Raw genomic sequence first — 25,490 nt, 5'->3', positions numbered from 1 at the left:
ATCGCGCGCCGACACCACGCAGCGCGCACCACGCATCACACCTGGGGAGTGAGAGATCTTGGCGGGTTCTGCCGACTTCGACCTGTACCGCCCGGCCGAGGAGCACGACATGCTCCGCGAGTCCGTCCGCTCGCTCGCCGAGGCGAAGATCCTGCCGTTCGCCGCGGCGGTCGACGAGGAGTCGCGCTTCCCGCAGGAGGCCCTCGACGCGCTGGTCGCCAACGACCTGCACGCCGTCCACGTGCCCGAGACCTACGGCGGCGCCGGCGCGGACGCGCTCGCCACCGTGATCGTGATCGAGGAAGTGGCCCGTGTCTGCGCCTCCTCCTCCCTCATCCCGGCCGTGAACAAGCTCGGCTCGCTCCCGGTGATCCTCTCCGGTTCCGAGGAGCTCAAGGCCAAGTACCTCGGCCCGCTGGCCAAGGGCGACGCGATGTTCTCGTACGCCCTCTCCGAGCCCGACGCGGGCTCCGACGCCGCGGGCATGAAGACCCGCGCGGTGCGCGACGGCGACTTCTGGGTCCTCAACGGCGTCAAGCGCTGGATCACCAACGCGGGCGTCTCCGAGTACTACACGGTCATGGCGGTCACCGACCCGGAGAAGCGCTCCAAGGGCATCAGCGCCTTCGTCGTGGAGAAGGGCGACGAGGGCGTCTCCTTCGGCGCGCCGGAGAAGAAGCTCGGCATCAAGGGCTCCCCGACCCGCGAGGTCTACCTCGACAACGTGCGGATCCCCGCGGACCGCATGATCGGCGCCGAGGGCACCGGCTTCGCCACCGCGATGAAGACGCTGGACCACACCCGCATCACCATCGCGGCGCAGGCCCTCGGCATCGCCCAGGGCGCCCTGGACTACGCCAAGGGCTACGTCCAGGAGCGCAAGCAGTTCGGCAAGCCGATCGGTGACTTCCAGGGCGTGCAGTTCATGCTCGCGGACATGGCCATGAAGATCGAGGCCGCCCGCCAGCTCACCTACTCGGCCGCCGCCAAGTCCGAGCGCGTTTCCGCCGGCGGTGACAAGGAGGACCTCACGTTCTTCGGCGCCGCCGCCAAGTGCTTCGCCTCCGACGTCGCCATGGAGGTCACCACCGACGCGGTCCAACTCCTCGGTGGCTACGGCTACACCCGCGACTACCCGGTCGAGCGCATGATGCGCGACGCCAAGATCACCCAGATCTACGAGGGCACGAACCAGGTCCAGCGCATCGTCATGGCGCGCAACCTCCCCTGATCGTCCGCCCGCCCGCCCGGCCGGATCCCCCGGCCGGGCCGGCCCGGCCGGCGCCTTCGTTCCGCCGAGCCGCCCGGGCCGGACACCACGACGGACCTGAACGCCGACGGCCGTCGGGTATCGAATCCGCAACAACGCCACGGGCCTTCCTCCCTTCCCGCGTGCGCGGCCGTCCGGCCCCGACGTCGTCGAGGGTCCCGACCTGCCCCGCGGGCAACGGTGTTCCGCGCCGCAGGCCCCGCGCCCGCCGCCACACGCCCCCGCAGCACGCGCCGCCTCCGGCCTTCGGGCGCCCCCGCATGGGCTAAATTTGAACCTTCGTACGCCTGAACCGGTTGGGGAGAAAGCAATGACGGAAGCGATCCTGCTGGTTGGCGGGCAGGGGACGCGGCTGCGTCCCGTGACGGTGAACACCCCCAAGCCGATGGTTCCGGCCGCAGGTGTCCCGTTCCTCGCACACCAGATAGCCAGGGCCGCCGCCGCCGGTGTCACCCACATCGTGATGGCCACCTGCTACCTCGCCGAGGTCTTCGAGCCCTACTTCGGTGACGGTTCGGACTTCGGCATCAAGCTGGAGTACGTCGTCGAGGACGAACCCCTCGGCACCGGCGGCGCCATCCGCAACGCCGCCCAGCGGCTGACGGGCGGACCGGACGCCCCCGTCCTCGTCTTCAACGGCGACATCCTCACCGGCCTGGACATCGCCGGCCTGGTCGAGTCCCACCAGACGGCCGGGGCCGACGTCTCCCTGCACCTGGTGCGGGTCGAGGACCCGCGCGCCTTCGGCCTGGTCCCGACGGATGCCGAGGGGCGGGTGCTGGCCTTCACCGAGAAGCCGCAGACCCCCGAGGAGATCGTCACCGACCAGATCAACGCCGGCTGCTACGTCTTCCGCCGCAGCGTCATCGACTCCATCCCGGCCGGTCGGCCGGTATCGGTCGAACGCGAGACCTTCCCCGGCCTGCTGGCCTCCGGCGCCAAGCTGCACGGCGTCACCGAGGACACCTACTGGCTGGACCTCGGCAAGCCCGAGTCGTTCGTCCAGGCCTCCGCGGACCTCGTGCGCGGTATCGTCTCCTCCCCGGCGGTCCCCGGCCCGCGCGGTGAGGCCCTGGTGCTCCCGGGCGCCGAGGTGGCGGAAGGCGCCAAGCTGTCGGGCGGTACCGTTGTCGGGGCTGGCGCCCGCATCGGGGCGGGAGCGGTCGTACAGGGCTCCATCGTCCTGGAAGGCGCGATCATCGGTGCGGACACCCACGTGAGCGCCAGCCTGATCGGCGCCCGCGCTTCGGTGGGTTCGCGCACGGTGCTTGACGGCGCGGTCATCGGGGACGGCGCCGTGGTAGGGGCTGACAACGAACTCCGCGCAGGGGCACGGGTGTGGTGCGAGGCAGAGCTGCCTTCCGCATCCGTCCGCTTCTCCTCCGACCGGTGACCAACTCCAGTGAGGCATAACCCTGTGATAGGCGAGCAGCAGACTCCCCGCGCGACCGACGTCGCATCCACGAAGCTCCCCGACAGCTGGGCGCACACCCCGCTCACCGTGGTCATGCCCACGTACAACGAGGCGGGCAACCTGCCGGGCATGGTCGAGCTGCTCATGGGCCTCGACCAGCCGGGCCTGCGGCTGCTGGTCGTCGACGACTCCTCGCCCGACGGCACCGGCAAGATCGCCGACGAGCTCGCCGAGGGTTTCCTCACCAAGGACGGCAAGCCGCGCATGTCGGTCCTGCACCGCACCGCCAAGGACGGCCTCGGCCGCGCCTACGCGGCCGGCATGGCCAAGGCCGTCGAGGACGGCGCCGAGTACGTGCTCCAGATGGACGCGGACGGCTCCCACCCCGCCGCCAAGATCGCCGAGATGCTGGGCGTCGCCCGCTCCACCGGCGCCGGTCTGGTCGTCGGCAGCCGCTACGTCCCCGGCGGCACCCTCTCCGACGCCTGGGGCGCGCACCGCAAGCTGCTCTCCCGCTGGGCCAACGCCTACGCGAGCACCATCCTCGGCACCCGCGTCCGCGACATCACGGGCGGCTTCAACCTGTGGAGCGCCGACGCGCTCAAGGCGATCGACCTCGCGTCGATCGGCAGCGCCGGCTACAGCTTCCAGGTGGAGATGAAGTACAAGGCCCTGCGCCGCGGCTTCCAGGTCATGGAGGTGCCGATCCACTTCGAGGACCGCACCGTCGGCGAGTCCAAGATGAACCTCGCGGTGCAGCTCGAGTCCATCGCCATGCCGTGGAAGCTCCGCGCCCGCGCCGGCAAGTAACGGCTCAGGACGCAGGGAAGGGGGCACCCCCTCGGGGGTGCCCCCTTCGCCGTTTACGCGGACGGTCGGGCGCGCGCCGGGCGGGTCTCCAGCCACTGCCTCAGCAGCTGGGCGGACGGCCGTTCCACGAAGCGCTGGATCAGCCAGGACGCCGCCAGTATCACGGCGACCGCCGACAGCAGCAGCGTCCACGGTTCGACGTCGCGGTGCCATTGGCGCAGCAGGGTGATGCCGATCTGCTGGTGCAGCAGGTACAGCGGGTACGACATCGCGCCGCCGACCGGCAGCCACCGCCAGTCGATCCGGTCGAGCCGGCGCAGGGCGACGGCGGCCATCACGAGGTAGCAGGCGCTGACGACGACCAGGCACGCCTCCCAGGACAGCCGGTCGCCCTTGACGGTGTTCCAGTGGACGATGTCGTTCAGCCAGCGCTGCATCAGCAGCCACGAGAAGCCCAGCAGGGCCCACGGCTCGCCGGCGCGCGGGCCTTCCCGGCGGATCAGGTAGAAGCAGATGCCGGAGACGAACAGCGGTGAGTAGACCGGGTTCGCCAGGGTGTCGAGGACGGGCAGCCCGGACGTCGGCGCCAGGAGCGAGGCCACCGTCCAGATCCAGCAGAAGTTCATCACTTTGCGGTACGTCAGCCCCGTCCGGGCGACCACGGCGAAGAGCAGGTAGAACCGGACCTCGGACCACAGCGTCCAGTACGACATGTCCAGTTGATTGCTCCTGAGCGGCGTCTGGAACATCGTCAGGTTCGTCAGGACCTGACTCAACCCGGGCCCGGCCCCGCCCAAAGGCTCGCCGTCGACGAGCAGGACGGCCGTGGTGACCAGCACGCAGAACCAGTAGGCCGGTCCGAGGCGGACCACGCGGCTGCGCAGGTAGCCGCCGAGCGGCCGTCCCCAGGCCGACATGCAGATGACGAAGCCGCTGATCATGAAGAACAGCTCGACGCCGAGCCAGCTGTAGCGGCCGAACGTCGTCAGCCAGCCGAAGGCGTCGCGCCCCCAGAGTCCCTCGCGCGTGTAGTGGTGGAAGAGCACGGCCACCGCCGCGACGATGCGCAGCCCGTCCAGGACGTGCAGCCGCGGCCCGGACGCGAGCCCGGGCGACGCCCGTCCGGGGATGCCGGGCGGGCTCGCGAGGTGGTCACCGTCTGACTGCGGCCTGGGGAAGGCGCGCGGGGACGGGTGCAGGGACATGGACGCTCCAGAGGGAGGAGGGACGCCCGTCCGGTTCCGTGCCGCACCGAAAGCACGGACTCCCGGACTCCCCCCCGGCGTGTGAGCCGCAACACGTTCTTCGGCAACCTACCGGACCGCTCCCGCACCCCGGCGCACGCCGGCACCCGCGCCGCCGCGCCCCCGCACCGGGTCAGCGGCTCTGTACCGTGACCTTCTCGTCGTTCTGGATCTGCTTCACCAACTGCTGCACCTTGGCCTTGTCCCAGATCAGGTTGCCGCCGCGCTCACCGGAGATGGGCATGTTCATCGACACCCCGTCACCGCCGTTGACGCCCTTCATGGCGAAGAACATCTGCCCCATGTCCCACAGCCCCATGTCCTTGTCCACGATCACGGTGTCCAGTCCTGCGCCCATCACCGGGTACAGGGCGAAGGGATTGAGGATCGTCGACGGCGTCGCCGCCTGACTGGCCAGGGCCGACAGGAACTTCTGCTGGTTCTTCGTCCGTTGCAGGTCGGACTCGGCGAAGGCGTACCGGGTACGGACGAAGGCCAGCGACTGGCTGCCGTTCAGCGTCTGCCGGCCGGCCTTGAAGTCGGCTCCGGACTTCTCGTCCTTGAACCCCTTCTCGATGTCCAGCTCCACGCCGCCCAGCGCGTCCACGATGTTCGCGAAGCCGGCGAAGCCGATCTCGGCGTAGTGGTCGATGCGCAGGCCCGTGTTGAACTCGATCGTGCGCACGAGCAGCTCCGGGCCGTCCTCCGCGTACGCCGCGTTGAGCTTGACCCGGCGGCCCTGGGCGGGGAACTTCTTGCCGGACTGCGAGCCGACGAAGGACGGGACCTCCACGTCCGAGTCGCGCGGCAGCGAGATCATGGTGTTCCCGCTGGAGCACTTCGCCAGGATCATCATCGAGTCGGTGCGCTTGCCCTCGGCCGAGCCGGTGTGGAGCTTCTTCTTCTCCTCGTCGGACATGCCCTCGCGGCTGTCGGAGCCGACGATGAGGTACGTCGTGCAGTCGCCCTCCTTGGGGCGCTCGATGACCTTCGACAGGTCCACCTCGCGGCGCACCTTGGAGTCGGCCCAGAAATAGGTGCCGACCGTGGTGACCACCAGCGCGGAGACCAGGACGATCGAGCCGATCTTGATCCGCTTGCGCCAGTCGACGACGGCGCGGACGGGTACGGGTTCGTCGCCGCCCCGACCCGGGCGCAGAGGGCCGCCGGGCGGCCGCCCGCCCCCGCCGCCCGCGGGCGTGCCGTAGACCTGCCCGGTGTTGTAGCCGCTGTCGTAGGAGCCGGGGCTCTGCACCTGCTGCGGCGGCACGCCGTACGCGGGCTGCCGCACCGGAGGGTCGGCGGGCGGCCGGGGCGGGCCGGGCTGCCGGACGGGCGGCTGCTGCCGCTGGATGTGCCGCATCCGCTGCGGACCCTCGGGCTCGGGCCAGTCATTCATGTGCCCAAGGATGCCTTCCCGGCGGAGCCGCCCGACAGCCCGGTGGGCACTTCGTACCGGTGCTGTTGCAGAGCTGATGCTTCGGGGACGGCTTTAAGGTGTTCGTATGACAGAGATAGCGGGCGATCCGCCGGGCAAGCCGATCTCGGCTTCCCGGACCACCCTCAGCCACATCATGACCGCCAACGACACGAACCTCCTGGGCACCGTCCACGGTGGAGTGATCATGAAGCTGGTGGACGACGCGGCGGGCGCCGTGGCCGGGCGCCACTCGGGCGGTCCCGCGGTCACCGCGTCCATGGACGAGATGGCCTTCCTCGCCCCGGTCCGGGTCGGCGACCTCGTCCACGTGAAGGCCCAGTGCAACTGGACCGGCCGCACCTCCATGGAGATCGGCGTACGGGTCCTCGCGGAGCGCTGGAACGAATCCACCCCCGCCACCCAGGTCGGCAGCGCCTACCTCGTCTTCGCGGCGGTCGACGCCGACGGCAAGCCGCGCGTGGTACCGCCCGTCCTCCCGGAGACGGAGCAGGACGAGCGCCGCTTCCAGGAGGCCCAGATCCGCCGCACCCACCGGCTGGCCCGCCGCCAGGCGATCATGGCACTGCGCGAGGAGCGCGCCGCCCAGGGGTTCGAGGCCTGAGCCCACGCGCGCGTGGAGCGGAACGGCGCGTGTTTCGAATCACGGAACCGCCATCACGTCGTGCGGCGCCGTAAGCCGCCCGTAAGGTTGCGTCAGACGTCGGGGCGTGCGCGCCAGCGGATGCGACGTCGGATCCCGAGCCGGACACATCGCGGAGTCGAGCCCCCATGTCAGCTGTGATACCACCCCCGCCTGTGCTGGATGCCGTGCCCGCGCGAACGGCTCCCCGGGCCGCGGGCGCCGCGCGCCGCCCCCGGCTCTACGTCCTGGACGGACTGCGCCTGATAGCGGCACTCTCCGTGGTCTCCTTCCACTGGGCCGGCGTCAACATCCACCCCGAGGTCTGGGGCTCGACCCCGCGGACGCTGATGCCGAGCGTCCACCGGGTGGCCTCCTACGGGTGGATGGGCGTCCAGCTGTTCTTCCTCATCAGCGGCTTCGTCATCTGCATGTCCTGCTGGGGCCGTTCTCCCCGGGACTACTTCACCTCCCGGGTCGTGCGGCTCTACCCGGCCTACTGGGTCGGCATCGTCATCACCACCCTCGTGGTGAACTTCGCGGCAACCGTCCGCGCCAGCCGCAAACCGATGAGCATCAGCGACGTGCTGACCAACCTCACGATGCTGGAGCGCCCCCTCGGCGTGACCGAGGCCGACGGCGTCTACTGGACGCTCTGGATCGAGCTCCGCTTCTACCTGCTCTTCGCAGTCGTCGCCGTCATGGGCCTGACGTACCGCCGGGTGCTGGCGTTCTGCGGGATCTGGACGATCCTCGCGGTGATCACGCCGAGTGCGGACAGCAAGCTGATGGACACCGTCTTCATGCCGCAGGACGCCCCGTACTTCATCGCGGGCGTCGCGATGTACCTCATCTACCGGTTCGGCGTGAACCCGCTGCTGCTCGGGGTGGTCGCCTTCTCCTGGCTGTTGGCGCAGAACCGGCTGCACATCACCGTGGGCGGCTACGAGTACGAGGTGCACCACACCCTGTCCTGGCCGGTGATGGCCGCCGTCTCCGCCGGAGCCTTCCTGGTCATGCTCGCCGCGGCGATGGGCGCCCTCAACTGGATCCGCTGGAAGTGGCTCACGGTGGCCGGTGCGCTCACCTACCCCGTCTACCTGCTCCACCAGGAGCTCGGCTGGGCGATGATCCGCTGGGGCCGCAACCACGGCATCGCACCGTTCCCGCTGCTGGCCCTCTGTCTGACCGCCGTCCTGCTGCTCTCCTGGCTCGTCCACCGCTTCGCCGAGCGGCCGTTGTCGGCGGCGCTCAAGCGGTTGCTGGACGGGGCGAAGGTCTCGCTGCCCAAGAGCGATCCGCCGGTCCGCTCCAGGTGACGCAGGGCGCCCCCGCAGGGGGAGCCGCCGCGGATTGGTTGCGGCCACGGAGACTGATCTACCCTGGAACGTCGAGCCCGGTCCGGATTTCCCATGCGCCGGCGCACCGCAGCCGTCCCGTGGACCCGGAAGGTACGAGCAGATGACGAGCAGGAGTACGGCTGCCATACCGGAGGCCGGCTCGGTCCGCCGCGTGCCGCACCCGGCGACCGGCGGCGCACCGGCTTCGCGGGCGGCGCGCTTCGACTGGCTGTGGGCGGCGCTGCTGACGCTCGCCGTCACCGTCTACGGAAGCGCCGGAGCGCAGCCCTGGCGCGACGAGCTGGCCAGCTGGAGCGCCGCCTCGCGCAGCACCGGGGACCTGATCGAGACGCTCGGCCACGTGGACGCCGTCTCCGGCCTCTACTACCTGGTCCTGCACTTCTGGATGTCCGCCTTCGGCGACTCCGAGACGATGCTGCGCATGCCGTCGGCGCTGGCCATGGCCGCGGCCGCGGGCTTCGTCGTACTGACGGCCCGTCGGCTCTTCGACCGCCGCACTTCCGTCTTCGCCGGCCTCCTCTTCGCCCTGCTCCCGTCGGTCTCCCGGTACGGGCAGGAAGCCCGGTCGTACGCCTTCGTCCTGCTGGCGGTCACCGCCGCCACCTGGCTGCTGATGCGGGCGCTCGACCGGCCGACCCTGCGGCGCTGGGCCCCGTACGCCCTCGCGGTCGCGCTGGCCGGGCTGTTCCACATCGTCTCGCTGCTGTTCCTGCTGCCCCACGCGCTGATCGTGGTGCTGCGCTGGCGGCGCGACCGCCGTGGCCGCACCGTCGGTGCCTATGCCCTCACGACCGTCGTCGCGCTGGTGCCGGTGATCCCGCTGGTGCTGCTGGGGCAGCGTCAGGTGGGCCGGCAGATCAGCTGGATCAAGACCCCGCACCTGCGGAACCTCGCCGACCTGTGGAGCGCCCTCTACGGCAGCCCGCTCGTCGCCCTCGCCGTCGCGGCGGCCGCGCTGCTCCCCCTCGCATGGGCCCGGGGCCGGCGACCCGCGCTGGAGCTCGGCCTGATCGGAGCGGTCCCCATCGCGGCCGACTTCCTGGTCTCGCAGGGCAGCACCTCCTACTTCATGGACCGGTACCTGCTGTTCACGGTCCCCGCCTGGGTGGTGCTGGCCGCCGCCGGTCTGGCCGCGGTCAAGCCGAAGGCGGTGGGCGTGGCCGGGCTGGCGGCCATCGTGCTCCTGGGCCTCCCCGACCAGCGCCAGTTGCGCACGGAGCTCGTGAAGGTGGGCCTCGACGGCGAGGCGGCCGCGGGGATCATCGCCAAGGGCTACCAGCCCGGGGACGGGTTCGTGCCCGTCCGGGGCTCCGACAGCGTGTACATGATCGACTTCCAGGTGGAGTACTTCCTCCCCGGCCGCGTCAAGCTCCGTGACGTGTTCTCCGAGCGCACCGCGGTGCAGCGCGACGACCTGTTCCCGCGGGAGTGCCCCCTGCCCGTCGCCTGCCTCGACAGCACGCGCCGCATCTGGGTCGTCACCTGGAGCGGGACGGACAACCCGTACCACAAGCTGCCCGGGGCGCAGGCGAAGGCACTGCAGAGCCACTACAAGGTGATCCGCAAGACCAGCGTCCGCGGACTCCAGGTGTCCCTGCTGGAGCGGACGAAGTAGTCCGGGCCGTCACGTGCCGCAGTTGACCTGGTCGCCGGTGGCGACCGCGAAACGGCCCTGGTAGGGGTCGTCCGCGCGGACCGGGACCACCTTCTGGTAGTCCGTACCGGCCGTCACAAGGACCGTGCGGCCCTGGCCCGCCACCGCGCGCAGCTCGCTGCCGGGCAGGGCGGTCGCCACCGTGCGGGCCGAGCGGTCCCAGCGGGGGTCGTAGGTGATCACCGTGCGCTTGACGTCCCGGCGGGCGCCGCCGCCGGGGACCCCGGTGGTGTCGAAGCCGGTGGCGCGCAGCGCGGAGTCCACCCGGCCGCCGAGGCCGTCGATGCGGGTGCCGTTCTCCACCTGGACGCGGATCTGGTCGGGCGGCACGTCGACCGGGACCGCCGCCGGGGGCCGGCCGCCGCCGCCCTGGGCGGGCTGTCCCGGCCGCCCGGCGGGGGCGTCCGCCAGCGGCCGGTCCTCGCGGAGCGACTCGAAGAGCTTGGCCGCCTTCGCCTCGTCCCACTTCACGGTCGAGCCGATCCCCTTGACCTCGTACGCGGTGTCGCCGACCGGGACCGAGGCGAACTCGGACGAGGAGGGGGTGAAGCCGCGCATCGCCTGCCCCAGGGCCAGCATCTGCTCCGAACCGAAGTCCCGGTCGGCCCGCACCGAGCCCAGCAGCGTCGAGCTGACCTGCTTGAACTTCACCGGGTTCAGCAGCACCCCGCTGCTCGTGGCCTGCTTGATCAGGGCCGCGATGAACCGCTGCTGGCGCTGCATCCGGCCGAGGTCCGCGGCCCCGTCGACGTGGCGCGAGCGTACGTACTGCAGGGCCTGGCCCCCCGTGAGCCTGTGGGTGCCGGGCAGCAGCTCCAGACCGGTGTAGCTGTCGCGCATCGTCTTGGCGGTGCAGATCGTCACACCGCCCACCGCGTCGACGGTCTTCATGAAGCTGGTGAAGTCGACCTCCAGGTAGTGGTCGATCTTCACCCGGGTCATGTTCTCCACGGTGCGCACGGTCAGGTTGGGGCCACCCTCCGAGTACGCGGCGTTCAGTTTGACGGGGTGCGCCTTGTGCGGCCGGCCGGTGTTCTGGTCCTGGTGGGCGGGGACCTCGGCGTAGCTGTCCCTGGGCAGGCTGATCACGGTCGCCCGGTCCCGGTCGGCGGACAGGTGCACCAGCATGATCGTGTCCGTGCAGTGGCACGGTGCCCCGCCGAGGCGGTACTCGCGCTTCTCCTCCGGCGTGATCTTGTCCCGGCCGTCGGTGCCGACGAGCAGGAAGTTCATCCCGTGCCCGGCCTGCGGGCGGTTCTTCATGTCCTTGAACGGGTCCACCCGGTCGATCCCGGTGTCCAGACCGGTCATGACGGCGTGCCCGACGGCCCCGCAGGACAGCACCACCACCGCCAGGCCGCCCGCGAACCGCACTCCCCACCGGGGGCCGTCCCCGGGGCGCCGGACCGGGCCGCCACCACCACCGTGCGGCGCGCGCCGGGGCGGCCGTGGCCGGGCGGGACGGGTGGGACGGTGCGGCTGGGGCACGGGGGACACCTCCGCGGGGGAGCAGCGGGGAACGGCGGGAGCGGCGGGAACGGCAGAGAGCGACGGGGAACGGCAGGGGGGCGACAGGGGCGCAAGGCCCGATATCGGAGAGTTTGTCGGCTATGGGGGATTGGCGAATCGTCAGAACAGTAGGCCCATACGATCAGCGTCCGTCCGTACCGCCCGTCCGCCGCGCACCCGGTTCCCCCGTACGCGGTAACGTGACACCGATACCCGACCGTGAAGGACCACATGCCCGCCCAGCAGCCCGCAGTCTCGGTGATCATGCCGGTGCTCGACGAGGAACGCCACCTGCGTGACTCGGTCCAGCACATCCTCGGCCAGGAGTACGCAGGCGAGATGGAGGTGGTGATCGCGCTCGGGCCGTCCACGGACCGCACCGACGAGATCGCCGCCGAGCTCGTACGCGAGACCGCGTCCAACGAACGAGCCCGCGTCCACACCGTCCCGAACCCCACCGGCCGCACCCCGGCCGCCCTCAACGCCGCCATCAAGGCCTCGCGTCACCCGATCGTGGTACGCGTCGACGGCCACGGCATGCTCTCCCCGAACTACATCGCCACCGCCGTCCGGCTCCTGGAGGAGACCGGTGCGCAGAACGTCGGCGGGATCATGCACGCCGAGGGCGAGAACGCCTGGGAGGACGCCGTCGCCGCCGCGATGACGTCGAAGATCGGCGTCGGCAACGCGGCCTTCCACACCGGCGGCGAGGCCGGCCCGGCCGAGACCGTCTACCTGGGCGTCTTCCGGCGCGAAGCGCTGGAGCAGCAGGGCGGCTACAACGAGGAGTTCATCCGCGCCCAGGACTGGGAGCTGAACTTCCGCATCCGCGAGGCCGGCGGACTCATCTGGTTCTCGCCCGAGCTCAAGGTCCAGTACCGTCCGAGGCCCTCCGTGCGGGCGCTCGCCAAGCAGTACAAGGACTACGGGCGCTGGCGCCACGTGGTGGCCCGCTACCACTCGGGCTCCATCAACCTGCGCTACCTCGCCCCGCCGGCCGCCGTCTGCGCCATCGCCGCCGGCCTGGTGGCGGGCGTCGCCGTGACCCCCTGGGCCTTCGCCGTCCCGGCGGGCTACCTCGCGGCGATCACCGCGGGCTCGATCCCGGCCGGCAAGGGGCTCTCGCTCAAGGCCCGGGCGCAGATCCCGGTGGCCCTGGCCACGATGCACATGTGCTGGGGCTTCGGCTTCCTGACCAGCCCGCGCGCGCTGGCGGCCAAGGTCATCGCCAGCCGCCGCCCGTCGGTGCGCCGGGACCCCTCGGAGGTCTGAGCGGCCCGTACGGCAAAAGGGGGTGGCCCCGGTCCGCAGCAGCGGACCGGGGCCACCCCCTTCGCGTTCCCGGCTCAGGTCACCACCGGTAGGGCTTGTACACGTCCATGCACTGGCTGCTGTCCGCGCCGTTGATCGCCTCGGCCGTGTCCGGGACCGATCCGGCCGCCGGGGGAGCCTGCTGCGGGTACGCGGTCCCCTCCCGCCAGTCGGCGCCCACGATCAGCGTGATCCGGGAGACGTCGGCCGACTGCTGCACCGCGGTCGCCGGGATGCCCAGCGCCGCCGCGACGCTCTGCGCCTCGTCGGCCCGGTCCGCGCTCGGGTAGCGGACCACGGTGGTCTTCTCCGGGATCAGCGCGCTGTCCGCCTTGGCCCCGGTGAACCCCTTGCCGACCAGCGCCCCGGCGACCGCGGAGGCCCGCTGCGGCACCAGCGGCATCCCGGCGCCCGTGCCGTTGACCACGTGCACCGTGATCTTGTCGGGCGTGGTGACCGGCTGCTGCGACGCGCCCGCGCCCGGCGCGCTCTGGCTGGGCTGGGCGGCCGGCTGGCCGGGCTGCGGGCTCGCGGAAGCCTGCGGGTCGCCGTTCTTGTCGAAGGCCACGTCCTTGCGGACCATCGTCCACAGCTTGTCGGCGTCGCCCTGGTTGACGATCAGCCGGTCACTGTCCCGGGGGTCCTGGAGCGTCGGCATCGTCGTCATCGTGATGCGGTTGACCGGCACGTCCTTGAGCTGCATCGTCAGGCCGTACAGCTTCTTGACCGAGCCGATCTCCTCGGAGACCTCCAGCGCCTTCGTACCCGCCTCCGCCAGGGCCGTGATCCTGCCGACGTCGGTGAAGGCGTTCTGGCCCTTCAGCTCGCGCATCATCGAGTTCATGTACATGTGCTGGGCCTGCGCCCGGCCCAGGTCGCTGCTGAACGCGTGCCGGGTGCGCAGCCACTGGAGCGCCTGCTCGCCCTTGATCTTGGTGACGCCAGCCTTGAGCTTGAGGCCGGAGCCGCCGCTGGAGGTGGGCAGGGGACGGTCCCAGACGTTGTCCTTCACGCAGACGTCGACGCCGCCGATCGCGTCCGCCATCTGCACGACCCCGGAGAAGTCGATCATCATCCAGTGGTCGATGTAGACGTTGGTCAGCTTCTCCCAGGTGGCGAGGGTGCAGCCGGGGCCCCCGCGCCCGAGGGACTCGTTGATCATGGCGTGCGTCTTCTTGAACTTCTCGCCGCTCTTCGGGTCCGTGCACTCGGGTACGTCCACCACGGTGTCGCGCGGAATGCTGACCACCGAGGCGTTCTTGCGGTCCGCGGAGACGTGCAGGAGCATCTGTACGTCGGCCAGCGGAGGCGCCCCGATGCTGTCCCGGCCCCCGCCGAGTTCGACGTTCTCCGGCTTGTTCCGGCTGTCCGAGCCGAGCAGCAGGATGTTCAGCGGACGCTGGCCCTTGGCGTTCGCCTCGGACTTGGCCACACCGCTCTCACCGCTCAGTCGCTGGCCGCTGCGGATGTTGCCGTCGAGGTGCCGGTAGTAGAGGTACCCGGCCCCCGACGTCGCGAGGACCAGGAACGCCAGCACCGAGGCCACCCAGAACAGCGCCCGCCGCCGGCGACGGCGGACGGGCCGCCCGCGGCGCCCCGGGGGCCGGGCCCCCGCGGAACCCGACCGCGGTGGGGGCACGACGCCGGTCGTGCCCCCGCCGCCGCCGGGTATGCCGTCGCCGGTGGCCTGGTCGGGCGCCCCCTCCCCACGCACGCTGCTGTGCCTCACGCGTACCCCCCTCAAGATCACATCGGTCAGAGTGCTGCCGGGCCTACCGGCTGCCGGCCGCGGTTCAGCGGCCGGTCGACGAGCAGGGCGGATGACCGCCCGACGAGCAGGGCGGATGACCGCCCGAGGAACAGGGCGGATGACCGCCCGACGAACACGGCGGCTCGGCGCCGCCCCCCACGACGCCCTGGGGCGCCGTTACTTGGCGCAGATCGCCTTGTCGGCCTCTACCCGCTGGAGCCCCTCCGGCGCCTGCTCCGGCACCGGGCCCGAGATCGGGACACCCGGCTCCTTGAAGTCGGCGCCGAGCGTCAGCTTCATCGGGGTGCGCGGCGCGGCGTCCGCCGGGCCGACCTTGAGGGCCGAACCCGCGAGCCCCATCATGTCCGCCAGCGCCCGGGCCTGGTCGGCCTGGTTGGGCGCGTACTCCAGCTGCGTGGTGTCGACCTTCACCGGAGCGTTGCCCAGGTTGCTGGCCTTGCCCACGCCCTTGCTGTTCTGCAGCCAGGTCAAGGTGGTCGAGGCCGACCCGGCCGGACCGCCGCCGTTGAGGACGTTCACCCGGACGTCCGCCGCGGGCGCGCGGTTGCCCTGGAGCTGCGCGTCCTGCTTGTTCTTGGCGTCCTGCGCCGCCGCCTTCTCCTTCTGCTCGACCTCCGTGAGCGAGACGTCGCCCCGGATCATCCGCAGCAGCGGATCGGCCTGCGAGGGGTTGGGTACGACGGTGATGTGCTTGCCCGGGGGGTCGTTCGGGTTGTCGACCACCGGCAGCGTCGTGAAGGTGATGTTCTTGAGGTTTATGTTCTTCAACTCGCCCGCGAGCGAGGTGAGCTGCTTGATGGACCCTATTCCCTGATCGACGCTCAGCGACTTGGTGGCCGCCTCGGCCAGGGAGAGGAACTTCTTCGGACTGGTCAGCGTCTCCTTGGACTTCATCTCGCGCATCATCGAGCCGAGGAACTGCTGCTGCGTCTTGATGCGGTCCAGGTCGCTCGCGTTGCCGAAGGCGTGCCGGGTGCGTACGAAGGCCAGCGCCTGCTCGCCCTGCAGCCGGCTCTCGCCCGCCGGCAGGTCGAGTTTGGAGTCCTTGTCGTGGACGGCCTTCTCCACGCACACCGGGACACCGCCGACGGCCGTGCTCAGGTTCTTCACCGCGTTGAAGTCGACCATCATGAAGTGGTCGACCTGGATGCCGGTGATCTGCTGCACCGTGCGCATCGTGCAGCCCGGGTCGCGGCCCTCTTGGCCCAGGCTCTCGTTGAACCGCACCGCGTGCTGGCCGGGAATGTCCTTGACCGCCCCGTCCTGCTTCGTCGGGCACACCGGGATGTTGGTGATCAGGTCGCGCGGGATGGACAACGCCGTCGCGTTGCTGCGGTCCTTCGAGACGTGGAACAGGATCGTCGTGTCCGCGTGGCCGACGCTGTTCGCGTCCCCGTAGCCCTCGTTGCCCTCACCGCTGCGCTTGTCGGTTCCGATGACCAGGATGTTGATGGGCTGGTCCTTCTTGAAGCCGCCCGTGCCCGCCGAACCGGTGTCGATGACGTTCAGGTTGCTGTTGAGGTGCTCGTAGTACAGGTACGCGCCCAACGAACCGGCGACGAGCACGAACGCGAGGGTTCCGCCGCCGACGACCAGCGCCTTCCTGCCACGGAACGGGGGCTTCCCGCCGCCGCCCTTGCGGGAGCGCCCGGGCCGGCGCCCGCCGCCCCCGGGCGGGGCGTCGCCGCGCCGGGGTCCGGGAACCGCCGGGGAGGCGGGGGAGGTGGCGGGGGGAGCCGTACGCGAGGTGCGCGCTCTGCGGGGGGAGGCGACGGACGGCTGCTGCGCAGCGGAATCGCCCAGTCGCAATTCGTAGTTGCCGGTGCGGGGGTTGAGAACCCACTGGTCAGCGGGGTCGATTTCGTCCGCCCGCCCACGGCTTTGCGCATCCACGGTTGCTCGAATCCTCCGTCGGTGCCTCGCGACGCGCCTCCCCCAAGGCGCACGGTCAACGTCCGGCTGCTGGTGCCCGGCGTCCTTAGCGGCCTGGGCACCGGATCGCTCACCTTATCCGGCCATGTCGGCCGCAAACCATGGCGGTGACGAAACCCACCCCCCGCATAACGCCCAAAACGCCCAACCCGTGCGGTTAACCCGTGGCTTTTTGGATTGCTTTACCGGCATCCCGGGGTGTCCGCCGTGGTGCCGGTGAAAGTGGGGACGGGTGAGGGGGGCGCACCGGTTCCGACCAGCCACGGGTAGACGGTCCGCGGCCCGTCCGTCGGGGACGGTCCCGCGGGCGGCTGCGGAGCCGTCGGCGAGGGCGGGACGACCGTCAGCGGCTGGTCCGCCCGCAGTTGACTGAAGAGCCGGTCCGCGTCCGGTTCGACGAGTTCGTCCCGGTTCGGGTCGGCGGCGTACGGGCGGCGCGGCACCGTGAGGAACATGACCTGGTCACTCGGTACGTCCCTCACCCCGCGTACCAGTTCGTACAGGCCCCGCAACGAGGCCAGCTCCGGGTCCGCGGTCACCGACGACGTCGCCGCGTCCAGCAGCGGGTAGAGCCGCCCCGGATTCAGCAACACCCCGTTGCTCTGCACCTTCTGCACCAGGGCGCCCAGGAACTGCTGCTGGCGCCGCATCCGTTCGGTGTCGCTGCCGTCGCCCAGGCTGTAACGGGCGCGCACGAAACCGAGGGCCTGCTCCCCGTGCAGCAGCTGGCGGCCGGCCGGCAGCCGCAGCTTCGCCTCCGGGTCGTTCATCGGCTGCTGCACGCACACCTCCACGCCGCCGACCGCGTCGACCATCTTCTTGAACCCGCCGAAGTCCAGCACCATGTGGTGGTCGACCCTGATCCCGGAGAGCTTCTCCACCGTACGGATCGTGCAGGCCGCCCCGCCCCACTGGTACGCCCAGTTGAACTGCGCCCGCTGCGCCTGCGTGCGGCTCCCGTCCGCCGTCAGGCAGGCCGGGATCTCCGTCACCAGGTCACGGGGTATCGACACGGCCGTCGCGCTCTTCCGGTCCGCCGGCAGGTGCAGCAGGATCGCGGTGTCCGAGCGCTGGGTGCCCTTGTCCCGGCCGTAACGGGCGTTGTCCTTGCCCGAACGGGTGTCCGAGCCGATGAGGAGGATGTTCTGGGCTCCGTCGGTGAGGTGCCTCGGGCGGTCCCGCTCGTAGCGCTCCAACTCGGCGGCGACGGAGGCGTCCGCCCGGATGTTGCCCTCCAGCTTCCGGTACAGCCACCAGCCGGCAGCCGCCCCAGCCAGCACCAGCAGGGCCAGCCCGAGCGCGATCCAGCGCAGCAGACGGCGCCGGCGGTCACGCGCAGGCGCCAGAACGCCTGCGGGCCCTCCGGTGCCGCCTCGTATGCCCGCGCTGCCCCTCAACTTCCGCACCGTCCCCTCACCCGTACCGATCGGCCGCACGGGTGGGTACGGCCTGTGCCGATCCTGCCCCCGGGCGGCCGGGGCGGCCCGGGGGCAGGGCCTTGTAAAGGGCCGTACGGGTGACAAATAGCGGTAGTGCGGGCGGTAAGGGCCCGGCGCCGGTCAGGCGGTGTGCGTGACCCGCTCGCTCTCGACCCGCTGCGCCAGCCCGGCCTCCGTCAGCCGGTCCAGGTTCCGGCACAGCACCACCGAGCCGCCCGAGGCGAGAGCGGCGAAGAGCCCCGCCGAGAGCCCCTCCCAGGTGTCGTAGCCCAGCCCGGACAGCACCCGTGACCCCTCGCCGAGGCCCCGCCGGGCCGCGTCCTCGCGGGCACGCGCGACGACCTGGGCGTACGAGAGCTCCTCCCCGCCCACCACCAGCCCGGGGGCGTCCGCGTCGACCGGCTGGAACGGTGCGAACCGGTCGCCCTGCCCCGGCACCTCCACGGCGTAGTCCGCGAACCCGGCCGGCGGCTGCGGGAAACGCCCGCCCAGCGGCCGCAGCGCGAGCGCCACCCGCTCCCCGGAGCACGCGGCGGCCTCCTCCAGGGTGTCCGGCCCGCTCACCACCACATCGGCGTCGGCCGGATCCCCGCCCACCTCGGCGACGACCCCGACGGAGGCGCAGGCGAGCAGCCACACCGCGCTCTGCCAGTGCGCGGGGAGCAGCAGCGCGAGCCGGGTATCGGGCTCGGCGCCCAGGTCGCCCTGGAGCAGATTGGCGGTCTTGGCCACCCAATTGGCGAAGGTGGCGACGGACAATTCGACGCGCTCGCCGGTGGCGTCGTCGTAGAAGGTGACGAGCGGGCGGCCCGGATCGGCGGCGAGCGCGGATCGCAGCAGGTCGGCAGGGGTGCGGTCAGTGGCGTTCACCCGCCACAGGGTACGCGGGGCCCTCCGCCGTACGGCGGCCCGCGGCTCCCCCGTACGGGGGAGGGGTATCCGTGATCCAGCGGACGGGCCGTCAGTTCCCCGATGGCGGTTCGGGATGAGCGTGTCCAGCATTTTTCCATGCGTGGATTCCTTGCTTCCTCGATCGGCGTCGCGACGGCTGCCGCACTGGCCCTGCCGCTCGCCCTGACCACTCCGGCCCTGGCGGCCGTGCCCCTCGGCGCGGCCGCCCCCGTGAACCCAGCCGGGTCCACCCAGTCGCTGCCGCTGGTCCCCCTGGGACGGGCGGCGGACCGCACCCCCGGCGTCCCCGGCATGAGCGCCGCCCCGCGCCTGCCCGAGACCCGCGGCCTGACGGCACGCGAGGTCAAGACGTTCTCGCTGGTCGGCGTCGTCTGGGACGACGCGCACACCCGGCTCCTCGGCCGCGTACAGGTCCGCACCCGCTCCGCCCGGACGGCGACCTGGTCCGACTGGCAGGACATCGAGACCCACAACGGCGATCACGCGGCCGACCCCGACGCGGCCGAACGCGGCTCCGGACGCGTACGCGGCAGCACCGCCCCGCTGTGGGTCGGCGAATCGGACGGCGTCGAGGTCCGCGTCCAGGCCGAACAGGGCACCCGGGCGACCTCGCCGCTGCCGTCGGGCATGCGGCTCGAACTGGTCGACCCCGGTACGCAGACCCGTACGACGGTCGCCGACGGCAAGAACCCCGGCGGGACCGGCCGGCGCGCGCCGGGGCGTCCGCAGGACGACGACAAGGGCGACGCGGAACCGGCCCCCGGCATGACCATGGAGATGACGGAGTCCTCCGCCGCGAACGTCCCGCTGGCCGCGCTCGGAGCCGACGAGATCACGGCGCTGGACAAGGCCGACTCCACCGCCGACGCGATCGCCGCGAGCGACGGCGGCCTCACCGCCGCCGCCCGCCCCTACATCGGGCCGCGGCCGCGGATCGTCACCCGCAAGGGATGGGGCGCGGACGAGGGCCTGCGCGAGTCCGGCTTCGTGTACACGAGCACGGTGAAGGCGGCCTTCGTCCACCACACCGCCTCCGGCAACAACTACGCCTGCGAGGAGGCCCCGTCGGTCCTGCGCAGCCTGTACCGCTACCACGTGCTGAGCGAGGGGTGGCGCGACATCGGCTACAACTTCGCCGTCGACAAGTGCGGCACGGTGTACGAGGGCCGGGCGGGCGGAGTCGCCAAGCCGGTGCTCGGCGCGCACACCATGGGCTTCAACACGAACAGCATGGGCGTCGCGGTGATCGGCACCTTCACCAACACCACCCCGCCGGCCGCGGCGGTCAAGGCGGTGGCCGGTCTGACGGCGTGGAAACTCGGCCTCTTCGGCGTCGACCCCCGCGCGAAGACGACCCTCACCTCGGGCGGCGGCAACCGGTTCAAGAAGGGCACCAAGGTCCGGATGAACGTCATCTCGGGCCACCGCGACGGCTTCGCCACGGAATGCCCCGGCCGCCGCCTCTACGACGAACTCCCCCCGACCCGCACCACCTCGGCCAAACTCCAGGGCCGCTGACCCCCACCGCGCCCCGGGCCCGCACCAGCCTCGCCGGCGAGTGGGGCCCGCACGACCCGCCCGCCCCCGTGTGAGGCCCGGGCCCGCTAAATCAGCCCGCCGCCGTGTGAGGCCGGGCCCGCTAAATCAGCCTCGCCGGCGTTTGAGGCGCGGGGTCCGGGGCGGAGCCCCGGAAGCCCGGCGCAGCCGGGGCCGCTCGCGCAGCGGCGCCGCACCCGCCCCGCCCCGGGGCTCGGCCCCACCGCCGGGCCCGGGGCGCCCGGGTCGGCAAGACCGGCCCCGCCGCCGGGCCACGGCCCCCGCACGGCCGACCACCCCCCGCCCCCGGGATACGCTCAAGGCGTGGCCGCCCGCTTCGACCCCCTCACCCCCACCGCCGCCCGCGGCGGCCGCACCGGCGTGCCCGCAGGCCCCGGCCGCCCCGCCGGAGCCGGCGCCCGCAGCCGCGTCTGGGCCCCGCCCGGCCCCGTCGACCTCGGCCTCACCCTCGGCCCCCTGCGCCGCGGCCCCGCCGACCCCACCTTCCGCACCACCCCCGACGGCTCCGTCTGGAAGACCAGCCGCACCCCCGACGGCCCCGCCACCCTCCGCCTGGCCGCCGCCGCCCACGAGGTCCGGGCCGAAGCCTGGGGCCCCGGCGCGGCCTGGGCCCTCGACACGCTGCCCGCCCTGCTCGGGGCCGACGACGACCCCGCCGCCTTCGTCCCCCGCCACCGCCTCCTGCACGCCAGCCACCGCCGCCGGCCGGGCCTGCGCCTGACCCGGACCGGTCTGGTGCTGGAGTCCCTCATCCCGACGGTGCTGGAGCAGAAGGTCACCGCCGACGAGGCCTACCGCGCCTGGCGCCGCCTGGTCCGCCAGTACGGCGAGCCCGCCCCCGGCCCGCGCCAGGACCTGTACGTGATGCCCTCCGCCCGGACCTGGACCCTGATCCCCTCCTGGGACTGGCACAAGGCCGGCGTCGACATGAAGCGCTCCGCCACCATCCTGCGCGCCGCCCGCGTCGCGAACCGGCTGGAGGAGGCGGCGTCCATGGCCCCCCTGGCGGCCGCGCAGCGCCTGGAGGCGGTCCCCGGCATCGGCCCCTGGACCTCCGCCGAGACCCTCCAGCGCAGCAACGGCGACCCCGACGCCGTCACCACCGGCGACCTCCACCTGCCCGGGATCATCGGCTACGCCCTCGCCGGGGACCGGGACGCCGACGACGCCGTCATGCTGGAGCTCCTCGCCCCGTACGCGGGCCAGCGCCACCGCGCCGCCCGTCTCGTCCTCCTCGCCGGCCACGCCCCGCCCCGCCGGGCCCCGCGCATGTACCGCACGGACATCGGCAAGATCTGACGCCGGCTGCGTCACCGGACCTCGATGAAGGCCTCCGCCTCCCGCGCGGGCCGCTCCGCCGGGGCCGCGGCCGGGTGGCCCACCGCCACCGCCCCCATCGGGTCCCAGCCCTCGGGCAGCGCCAGCACCTTGCGCACGACGTCCCGGCAGAACATCGTCGAGGAGACCCACGCCGAGCCCAGCCGCTCCCCGGCCAGCGCGACCAGGAAGTTCTGGACGCCCGCGCCCATCGCGACCACGAACATCTCCCGCTCGGCCGCGTCCCGCCGCGCGTGCCCGTAGTCGTGCGCACCGTCCGTCACCATGCACGGCACCACCAGGTAAGGGGCGCCGCGCAGGACATCGCCCCGCCGGACCCGCTTGGCGATGGACTCCTCGGACTTGCCGTCGCGCCGCAGGTCCTCCACCCACGCGTCCCGCATCGCGTCGAGCAGCTCCAGCCGAGCCGCCGCCGACTCCAGCAGCACGAACCGCCACGGCGTCGTGTGGTGCGGCGCCGGTGCCGTCACCGCCGCCGCCACCGCGCGCCGGACCGCGCCCGGGTCCACCGGCTCCGCCGTGAAGGCCCGTACGGTACGGCGCTGCGTCACGGCCTCCCGTACGGCCTCCGAGGTGCCGAGCCGGAACATGTCGTCGCCCGCCGGCCGGACCAGGTCCGCCGCCGAGGAACCCTCACCGAGGAGGTGGGGCAGTCCGCGCACGACGGCCACCGGCAGCCCGGCCGCCTTGCCCTTGACGAGGTCGCCGGCCGCGGCGAGTTCGTCCGCGGTGGCGACGACCGTCGCGCTCAGCGGGTTGCCGTGCGCGTCGGAGCCGCCCCGCAGGTCGTCCAGTACGCGCACCCCCGCCGCGCCGATCGCCACGTCGGTGAGCCCGGTGCGCCAGGGGCGCCCGAAGGTATCCGTCACGATGACGCCCACGTCTACCGCGAGCGCCTCCCGCAGCCCTTCCCGGATCGCGGCCGCGGAGGCGTCGGGGTCCTCGGGGAGCAGCAGCACCGTGCCGGGCCCGGTGTTCGAGGCGTCCACGCCGGCGGCCGCCATCACCAGGCCCCGCCGGTCCTCCACGATCCGCAGGGCGCCCCGGCGGGCGACCACCCGTACCGTCTCGGCGTCTATCGCCTCCTCGCGCGAATCGGCGCGGACGATCCGTCCCTCCGCCTTGGAAACGATCTTGGACGTGACCAGCAGGACGTCGCCGTCCCGCAGCCCCGGCCCGGCGGCGGCGATCAGGCGGGCGAGGTCGTCACCGGGCCGGACCTCCGGTATCCCGGGGACGGCGCGCACCTCGTACGAGGGGGCACTCACCGGGAGGCCTCCGCCAGCTCCAGCGCGGCGCGGGCCATCGCGGCCGTGGCAGCGGTGTCGGTCATCATCAGCGGTACCGCGCGGCAGGCGATCCCGGCGGCCTCCACCTCGGCGACGGCGTCCGCGTCGGCGGTGTCGACGAGCCAGCCGTCGAGCAGCCCGGTCCCGTAGTGCAGGGCGACCGCGGCGGCGGTGGACTCGACGCCCACGGCGGCCAGCACCTTGTCCGCCATCCCGCGCACGGGGGCGCCCCCGACGATGGGGGAGAGGCCGACGACCGGCGCCCCGGCGGCGGCCACGGCCTCCCGGATGCCGGGCACGGCGAGGATGGTGCCCACCGACACGACGGGGTTGGACGGCGGGAAGATGATCACGTCGGCGGCGGCGATGGCCTCCAGCACGCCGGGCGCCGGCTTGGCCTGTTCGGCGCCGACGGGCACCACGGCCTCGGCGTCGACGCAGGCGCGCATCCGGACCCAGTACTCCTGGAAGTGGACGACCCTGCGCTCGCCGGTCTCGGGGTCGTTGAGGGCGACGTGCGTCTCGACGCGGTCGTCGGACATGGGCAGCAGCCGTACGCCGGGCTGCCAGCGGTCGCAGAGGGCCTCGGTGACGGCGCTGAGCGGGTAGCCGGCGCCGAGCATCTGCGTGCGGACGATGTGGGTGGCGAAGTCGCGGTCGCCGAGGCCGAACCAGGCGGGCCCGACCCCGTACGCCGCGAGTTCCTCCTTGACGGTGAAGGACTCGTCGGTGCGGCCCCAGCCCTGGTCCTCGTTGATGCCACCGCCGAGGGTGTACATCACCGTGTCCAGATCGGGGCACACCTTGAGCCCGAACAGGTGAATGTCGTCACCGGTGTTGCCGATGACCGTGATGTCCGCTTCGGGGACGGCGGACTTGAGTCCGCGCAGGAAACGGGCGCCGCCGATACCGCCGGCCAGAACAACAATGCGCATGCGGCCAGTCTGTCAGCCGGCCGCGCGCCGTCGCCCCGGGGTGGCGGCGCGGCGGCCGCGGGGCGTCAGGCGCCCACCGGGGCGTCGGCGAGGGCCTCGGGCCGGGCCGGGGAGCAGCTGTGCATGGGCATCTCGGTCAGGCCGGGGTAGTAGACGTGCAGGCTGACGGCTCCGTCGAGGGTGTCGTTGACGACCTCGTGGGCGTAGCCGGGGGCGAAGACGCGCTGGGCCCCGGCGGTCAGGGTGAGCGGGCCGCGCCGGCCGTGCTCGGTGAGCTCGCCCTCCAGCACGGTCAGCACGCCGGAGGAGTCACCGTGGTCGTGCAGGCCGCTGCCCTGCCCGGGGACCCAGCTGAGCAGCCACACCTCGTAGCCGGGTCCGGTGCGCAGGCGGTGGTACCAGCGGGTGGTGGCGTCGTAGCGCACCAGGTGCTCCCACTGGGTGCGGTCGGCGGCGATGGAGCGGGCGAGGCCCACGAACTCGGCGACGGTGGCCGGGTGTTCGCGGGCGGGCTGGAGCAGGTGCTGCACGGAGAGGATGTCGCCGGCGATCTGGAGGTCGCTCTCGACCACGGCGGGGGCGGCGGCACCGGTCGCGGGGGCGGCGGCGCTGTGCTGGGAGGTGCTGTTCATCGGGGGAGTCCTCGACGGATGTCAGTCGTGCTGGCGGTCGCTGTGGGGGTAGCCGGTTGCTCGGAGGAGGCGGGGCTCCTGAGGCATCAACAGCTGCAACAGCGACAGCGAACCTGGGCAGCGCACAGGAACCCACGAATGGGGGTCCGGGTGGCGGCTGCGGGCGCTGACATGCGTACAAGGAGAACGGTTAGGGCGTCGGACTGTCAACCCAATGTCGGCAATGGCCGAAAAGATTCACCTCATCCGGTTACCCGGCGCGGAGAAAGGTTTGTGCAGTGCCGACCAGGGCATGTGGCGCTGGGTATGGCCCTTCCGACCGATCTCAAACCTCATGGCGTCATCGTGACCGGAATGTGATCCGCACCGCATCTTCGGCCGGATCGCAACCACACCCCCGAGTGACGCGTGGGTTCAGGGTGAGGGCGGGAGCTTCGCGGCACCTGTGGCATGTGTCGCGATTTTTGGCGATATGAACACTTACGGCATTCGCTTGGTTCCGCAGAGTGAATAAGGGGCCCAATAGCAGACCCCGGCTTGACTGCTCCGGAGCCGCGCACTTGTAATTTCACTCGTGTCGTTACGTAGCGATGAGTAACGACAACACCACGGGGACGCACAGACAGAGCGAGGGGCGCACATGACCGAGCTGTTTCAGGAACTGCTGGTCGAGGAGGCGGACGAGGAGCTCGGATGGCAGGAGCGCGCTCTGTGCGCCCAGACCGACCCCGAATCCTTCTTTCCCGAGAAGGGCGGCTCCACCCGCGAAGCCAAGAAGGTCTGCCTCGCCTGCGAGGTCCGCTCCGAATGCCTTGAGTACGCCCTCGCCAACGACGAGCGATTCGGCATCTGGGGCGGTCTCTCAGAGCGCGAGCGCCGCCGCCTGAAAAAGGCAGCCGTCTGAGCCTGCTCCAGGCAAGGACGGACAGACCCAACCGCATAGCGAACCAAGCCGACGGTCCGCCTCCCGCACCTTCCCCGCAGGAGGCGGACCGGCGCGTTCCGAGCCGTTAGTGTGGCGCTGTCCAGCAGCCTCCGAGGGCACACCACCC

The 25,490-nt window shown here is 72.0% G+C and carries 20 protein-coding genes; 10 read left to right on the top strand and 10 right to left on the bottom strand.

The features are described from left to right. Positions 1-58 precede the first annotated feature (58 nt). The 3 genes from OHA81_RS13200 (at position 59) to OHA81_RS13190 (ending at position 3,494) form a co-directional block, all read left to right on the top strand. Entirely contained in the window at positions 59-1,231 is a 1,173-nt protein-coding gene (locus OHA81_RS13200) for an acyl-CoA dehydrogenase (protein ID WP_329195747.1), read from the top strand. Between the two features lie 349 nt (positions 1,232-1,580). Further along, complete coding sequence (locus OHA81_RS13195; RefSeq protein ID WP_329195746.1) at positions 1,581-2,663, top strand: nucleotidyltransferase family protein; 1,083 nt, start codon at positions 1,581-1,583, stop codon at positions 2,661-2,663. Positions 2,664-2,687: 24 nt separating this feature from the next. Further along, positions 2,688-3,494, top strand: a complete 807-nt coding sequence (locus OHA81_RS13190; protein WP_399279464.1) for a polyprenol monophosphomannose synthase — start codon at positions 2,688-2,690, stop codon at positions 3,492-3,494. Positions 3,495-3,547: 53 nt separating this feature from the next. Here OHA81_RS13190 and OHA81_RS13185 read toward each other — a convergent pair whose 3' ends face one another. Together OHA81_RS13185 and OHA81_RS13180 are read right to left on the bottom strand one after the other, a co-directional pair. After that, positions 3,548-4,699 carry an acyltransferase family protein gene (locus OHA81_RS13185; RefSeq protein WP_329195744.1) on the bottom strand — a complete coding sequence of 384 codons (1,152 nt, stop codon included), beginning with the start codon at positions 4,697-4,699 and terminating at the stop codon, positions 3,548-3,550. A gap of 172 nt (positions 4,700-4,871) precedes the next feature. Then, a complete protein-coding gene (locus OHA81_RS13180) occupies positions 4,872-6,137 on the bottom strand; it encodes an LCP family protein (protein ID WP_329195742.1) in 1,266 nt (421 codons plus the stop codon). A gap of 106 nt (positions 6,138-6,243) precedes the next feature. On the opposite strand from OHA81_RS13180, the gene OHA81_RS13175 reads away from it, so the two are divergent. From OHA81_RS13175 to OHA81_RS13165, 3 genes are all read left to right on the top strand, one after another. Then, a complete protein-coding gene (locus OHA81_RS13175; RefSeq protein WP_329195740.1) occupies positions 6,244-6,780 on the top strand; it encodes an acyl-CoA thioesterase in 537 nt (178 codons plus the stop codon). Between the two features lie 206 nt (positions 6,781-6,986). Beyond that, complete coding sequence (locus OHA81_RS13170) at positions 6,987-8,117, top strand: acyltransferase family protein (protein ID WP_329195738.1); 1,131 nt, start codon at positions 6,987-6,989, stop codon at positions 8,115-8,117. 142 nt (positions 8,118-8,259) lie between these two features. Continuing rightward, positions 8,260-9,774 carry a glycosyltransferase family 39 protein gene (locus tag OHA81_RS13165; RefSeq protein WP_329195736.1) on the top strand — a complete coding sequence of 505 codons (1,515 nt, stop codon included), beginning with the start codon at positions 8,260-8,262 and terminating at the stop codon, positions 9,772-9,774. A gap of 9 nt (positions 9,775-9,783) precedes the next feature. Here OHA81_RS13165 and OHA81_RS13160 read toward each other — a convergent pair whose 3' ends face one another. Continuing rightward, positions 9,784-11,301 (bottom strand): LCP family protein, encoded by a 1,518-nt coding sequence (locus tag OHA81_RS13160; RefSeq protein ID WP_443056525.1) that lies wholly within the window; start codon positions 11,299-11,301, stop codon positions 9,784-9,786. 252 nt (positions 11,302-11,553) lie between these two features. Between OHA81_RS13160 and OHA81_RS13155 the strand changes: the two genes are divergently transcribed. After that, complete coding sequence (locus OHA81_RS13155; protein WP_329195734.1) at positions 11,554-12,594, top strand: glycosyltransferase family 2 protein; 1,041 nt, start codon at positions 11,554-11,556, stop codon at positions 12,592-12,594. Between the two features lie 79 nt (positions 12,595-12,673). On the opposite strand, the gene OHA81_RS13150 is transcribed toward OHA81_RS13155, so the two are convergent. The 4 genes from OHA81_RS13150 to OHA81_RS13135 form a co-directional block, all read right to left on the bottom strand. Next, entirely contained in the window at positions 12,674-14,362 is a 1,689-nt protein-coding gene (locus OHA81_RS13150) for an LCP family protein (RefSeq protein ID WP_443056524.1), read from the bottom strand. Positions 14,363-14,560: 198 nt separating this feature from the next. Beyond that, positions 14,561-16,297, bottom strand: coding sequence for an LCP family protein (locus OHA81_RS13145; RefSeq protein WP_329195732.1), 1,737 nt, complete (start codon positions 16,295-16,297; stop codon positions 14,561-14,563). A 221-nt stretch (positions 16,298-16,518) separates the two neighbouring features. Continuing rightward, positions 16,519-17,733, bottom strand: coding sequence for an LCP family protein (locus tag OHA81_RS13140; RefSeq protein ID WP_443056764.1), 1,215 nt, complete (start codon positions 17,731-17,733; stop codon positions 16,519-16,521). A 162-nt stretch (positions 17,734-17,895) separates the two neighbouring features. After that, positions 17,896-18,645: a TIGR03089 family protein gene (locus OHA81_RS13135; protein ID WP_329195731.1), complete on the bottom strand. Its 750-nt coding sequence runs from the start codon at positions 18,643-18,645 to the stop codon at positions 17,896-17,898. 138 nt (positions 18,646-18,783) lie between these two features. Between OHA81_RS13135 and OHA81_RS13130 the strand changes: the two genes are divergently transcribed. Then, a complete protein-coding gene (locus tag OHA81_RS13130) occupies positions 18,784-20,205 on the top strand; it encodes a peptidoglycan recognition protein family protein (protein ID WP_329195729.1) in 1,422 nt (473 codons plus the stop codon). A gap of 342 nt (positions 20,206-20,547) precedes the next feature. After that, complete coding sequence (locus OHA81_RS13125; RefSeq protein WP_329195728.1) at positions 20,548-21,543, top strand: DNA-3-methyladenine glycosylase family protein; 996 nt, start codon at positions 20,548-20,550, stop codon at positions 21,541-21,543. 11 nt (positions 21,544-21,554) lie between these two features. Here the strand turns inward: OHA81_RS13125 and OHA81_RS13120 are convergent, their stop codons facing one another. From OHA81_RS13120 to OHA81_RS13110, 3 genes are all read right to left on the bottom strand, one after another. Continuing rightward, a complete protein-coding gene (locus OHA81_RS13120) occupies positions 21,555-22,850 on the bottom strand; it encodes a coenzyme F420-0:L-glutamate ligase (RefSeq protein ID WP_329195726.1) in 1,296 nt (431 codons plus the stop codon). After that, complete coding sequence (gene cofD, locus OHA81_RS13115) at positions 22,847-23,806, bottom strand: 2-phospho-L-lactate transferase (protein ID WP_329195724.1); 960 nt, start codon at positions 23,804-23,806, stop codon at positions 22,847-22,849. The genes OHA81_RS13120 and cofD overlap by 4 nt, the downstream gene beginning before the upstream one ends. Positions 23,807-23,871: 65 nt before the next feature. After that, the gene (locus OHA81_RS13110) at positions 23,872-24,438 is read right to left on the bottom strand and encodes a cysteine dioxygenase (protein ID WP_329195722.1); all 567 of its coding nucleotides are present in this window, start codon (positions 24,436-24,438) and stop codon (positions 23,872-23,874) included. 640 nt (positions 24,439-25,078) lie between these two features. Between OHA81_RS13110 and OHA81_RS13105 the strand changes: the two genes are divergently transcribed. Continuing rightward, the gene (locus OHA81_RS13105; RefSeq protein WP_003983763.1) at positions 25,079-25,342 is read left to right on the top strand and encodes a WhiB family transcriptional regulator; all 264 of its coding nucleotides are present in this window, start codon (positions 25,079-25,081) and stop codon (positions 25,340-25,342) included. Positions 25,343-25,490 lie beyond the last annotated feature (148 nt).

The sequence above is a fragment of the Streptomyces sp. NBC_00667 genome (assembly GCF_036226825.1).
Taxonomy (GTDB): Bacteria; Actinomycetota; Actinomycetes; order Streptomycetales; family Streptomycetaceae; genus Streptomyces.
The sequence above is the reverse complement of the archived record's forward strand: the minus strand, read 5'-3'. Positions and strand labels throughout refer to the sequence as shown.

Excerpts from the sequence above, each read along its gene's own strand:
- OHA81_RS13195 (WP_329195746.1), top strand. The coding sequence starts at position 1,581 with ATGACGGAAGCGATCCTGCTGGTTGGCGGGCAGGGGACGCGGCTGCGT.
- OHA81_RS13155 (WP_329195734.1), top strand. The coding sequence starts at position 11,554 with ATGCCCGCCCAGCAGCCCGCAGTCTCGGTGATCATGCCGGTGCTCGAC.
- OHA81_RS13130 (WP_329195729.1), top strand. The coding sequence starts at position 18,784 with ATGCGTGGATTCCTTGCTTCCTCGATCGGCGTCGCGACGGCTGCCGCA.
- OHA81_RS13165 (WP_329195736.1), top strand. The coding sequence starts at position 8,260 with ATGACGAGCAGGAGTACGGCTGCCATACCGGAGGCCGGCTCGGTCCGC.
- OHA81_RS13175 (WP_329195740.1), top strand. The coding sequence starts at position 6,244 with ATGACAGAGATAGCGGGCGATCCGCCGGGCAAGCCGATCTCGGCTTCC.
- OHA81_RS13180 (WP_329195742.1), bottom strand. The coding sequence starts at position 6,137 with ATGAATGACTGGCCCGAGCCCGAGGGTCCGCAGCGGATGCGGCACATC.
- OHA81_RS13185 (WP_329195744.1), bottom strand. The coding sequence starts at position 4,699 with ATGTCCCTGCACCCGTCCCCGCGCGCCTTCCCCAGGCCGCAGTCAGAC.
- OHA81_RS13105 (WP_003983763.1), top strand. The coding sequence starts at position 25,079 with ATGACCGAGCTGTTTCAGGAACTGCTGGTCGAGGAGGCGGACGAGGAG.
- OHA81_RS13110 (WP_329195722.1), bottom strand. The coding sequence starts at position 24,438 with ATGAACAGCACCTCCCAGCACAGCGCCGCCGCCCCCGCGACCGGTGCC.
- cofD (WP_329195724.1), bottom strand. The coding sequence starts at position 23,806 with ATGCGCATTGTTGTTCTGGCCGGCGGTATCGGCGGCGCCCGTTTCCTG.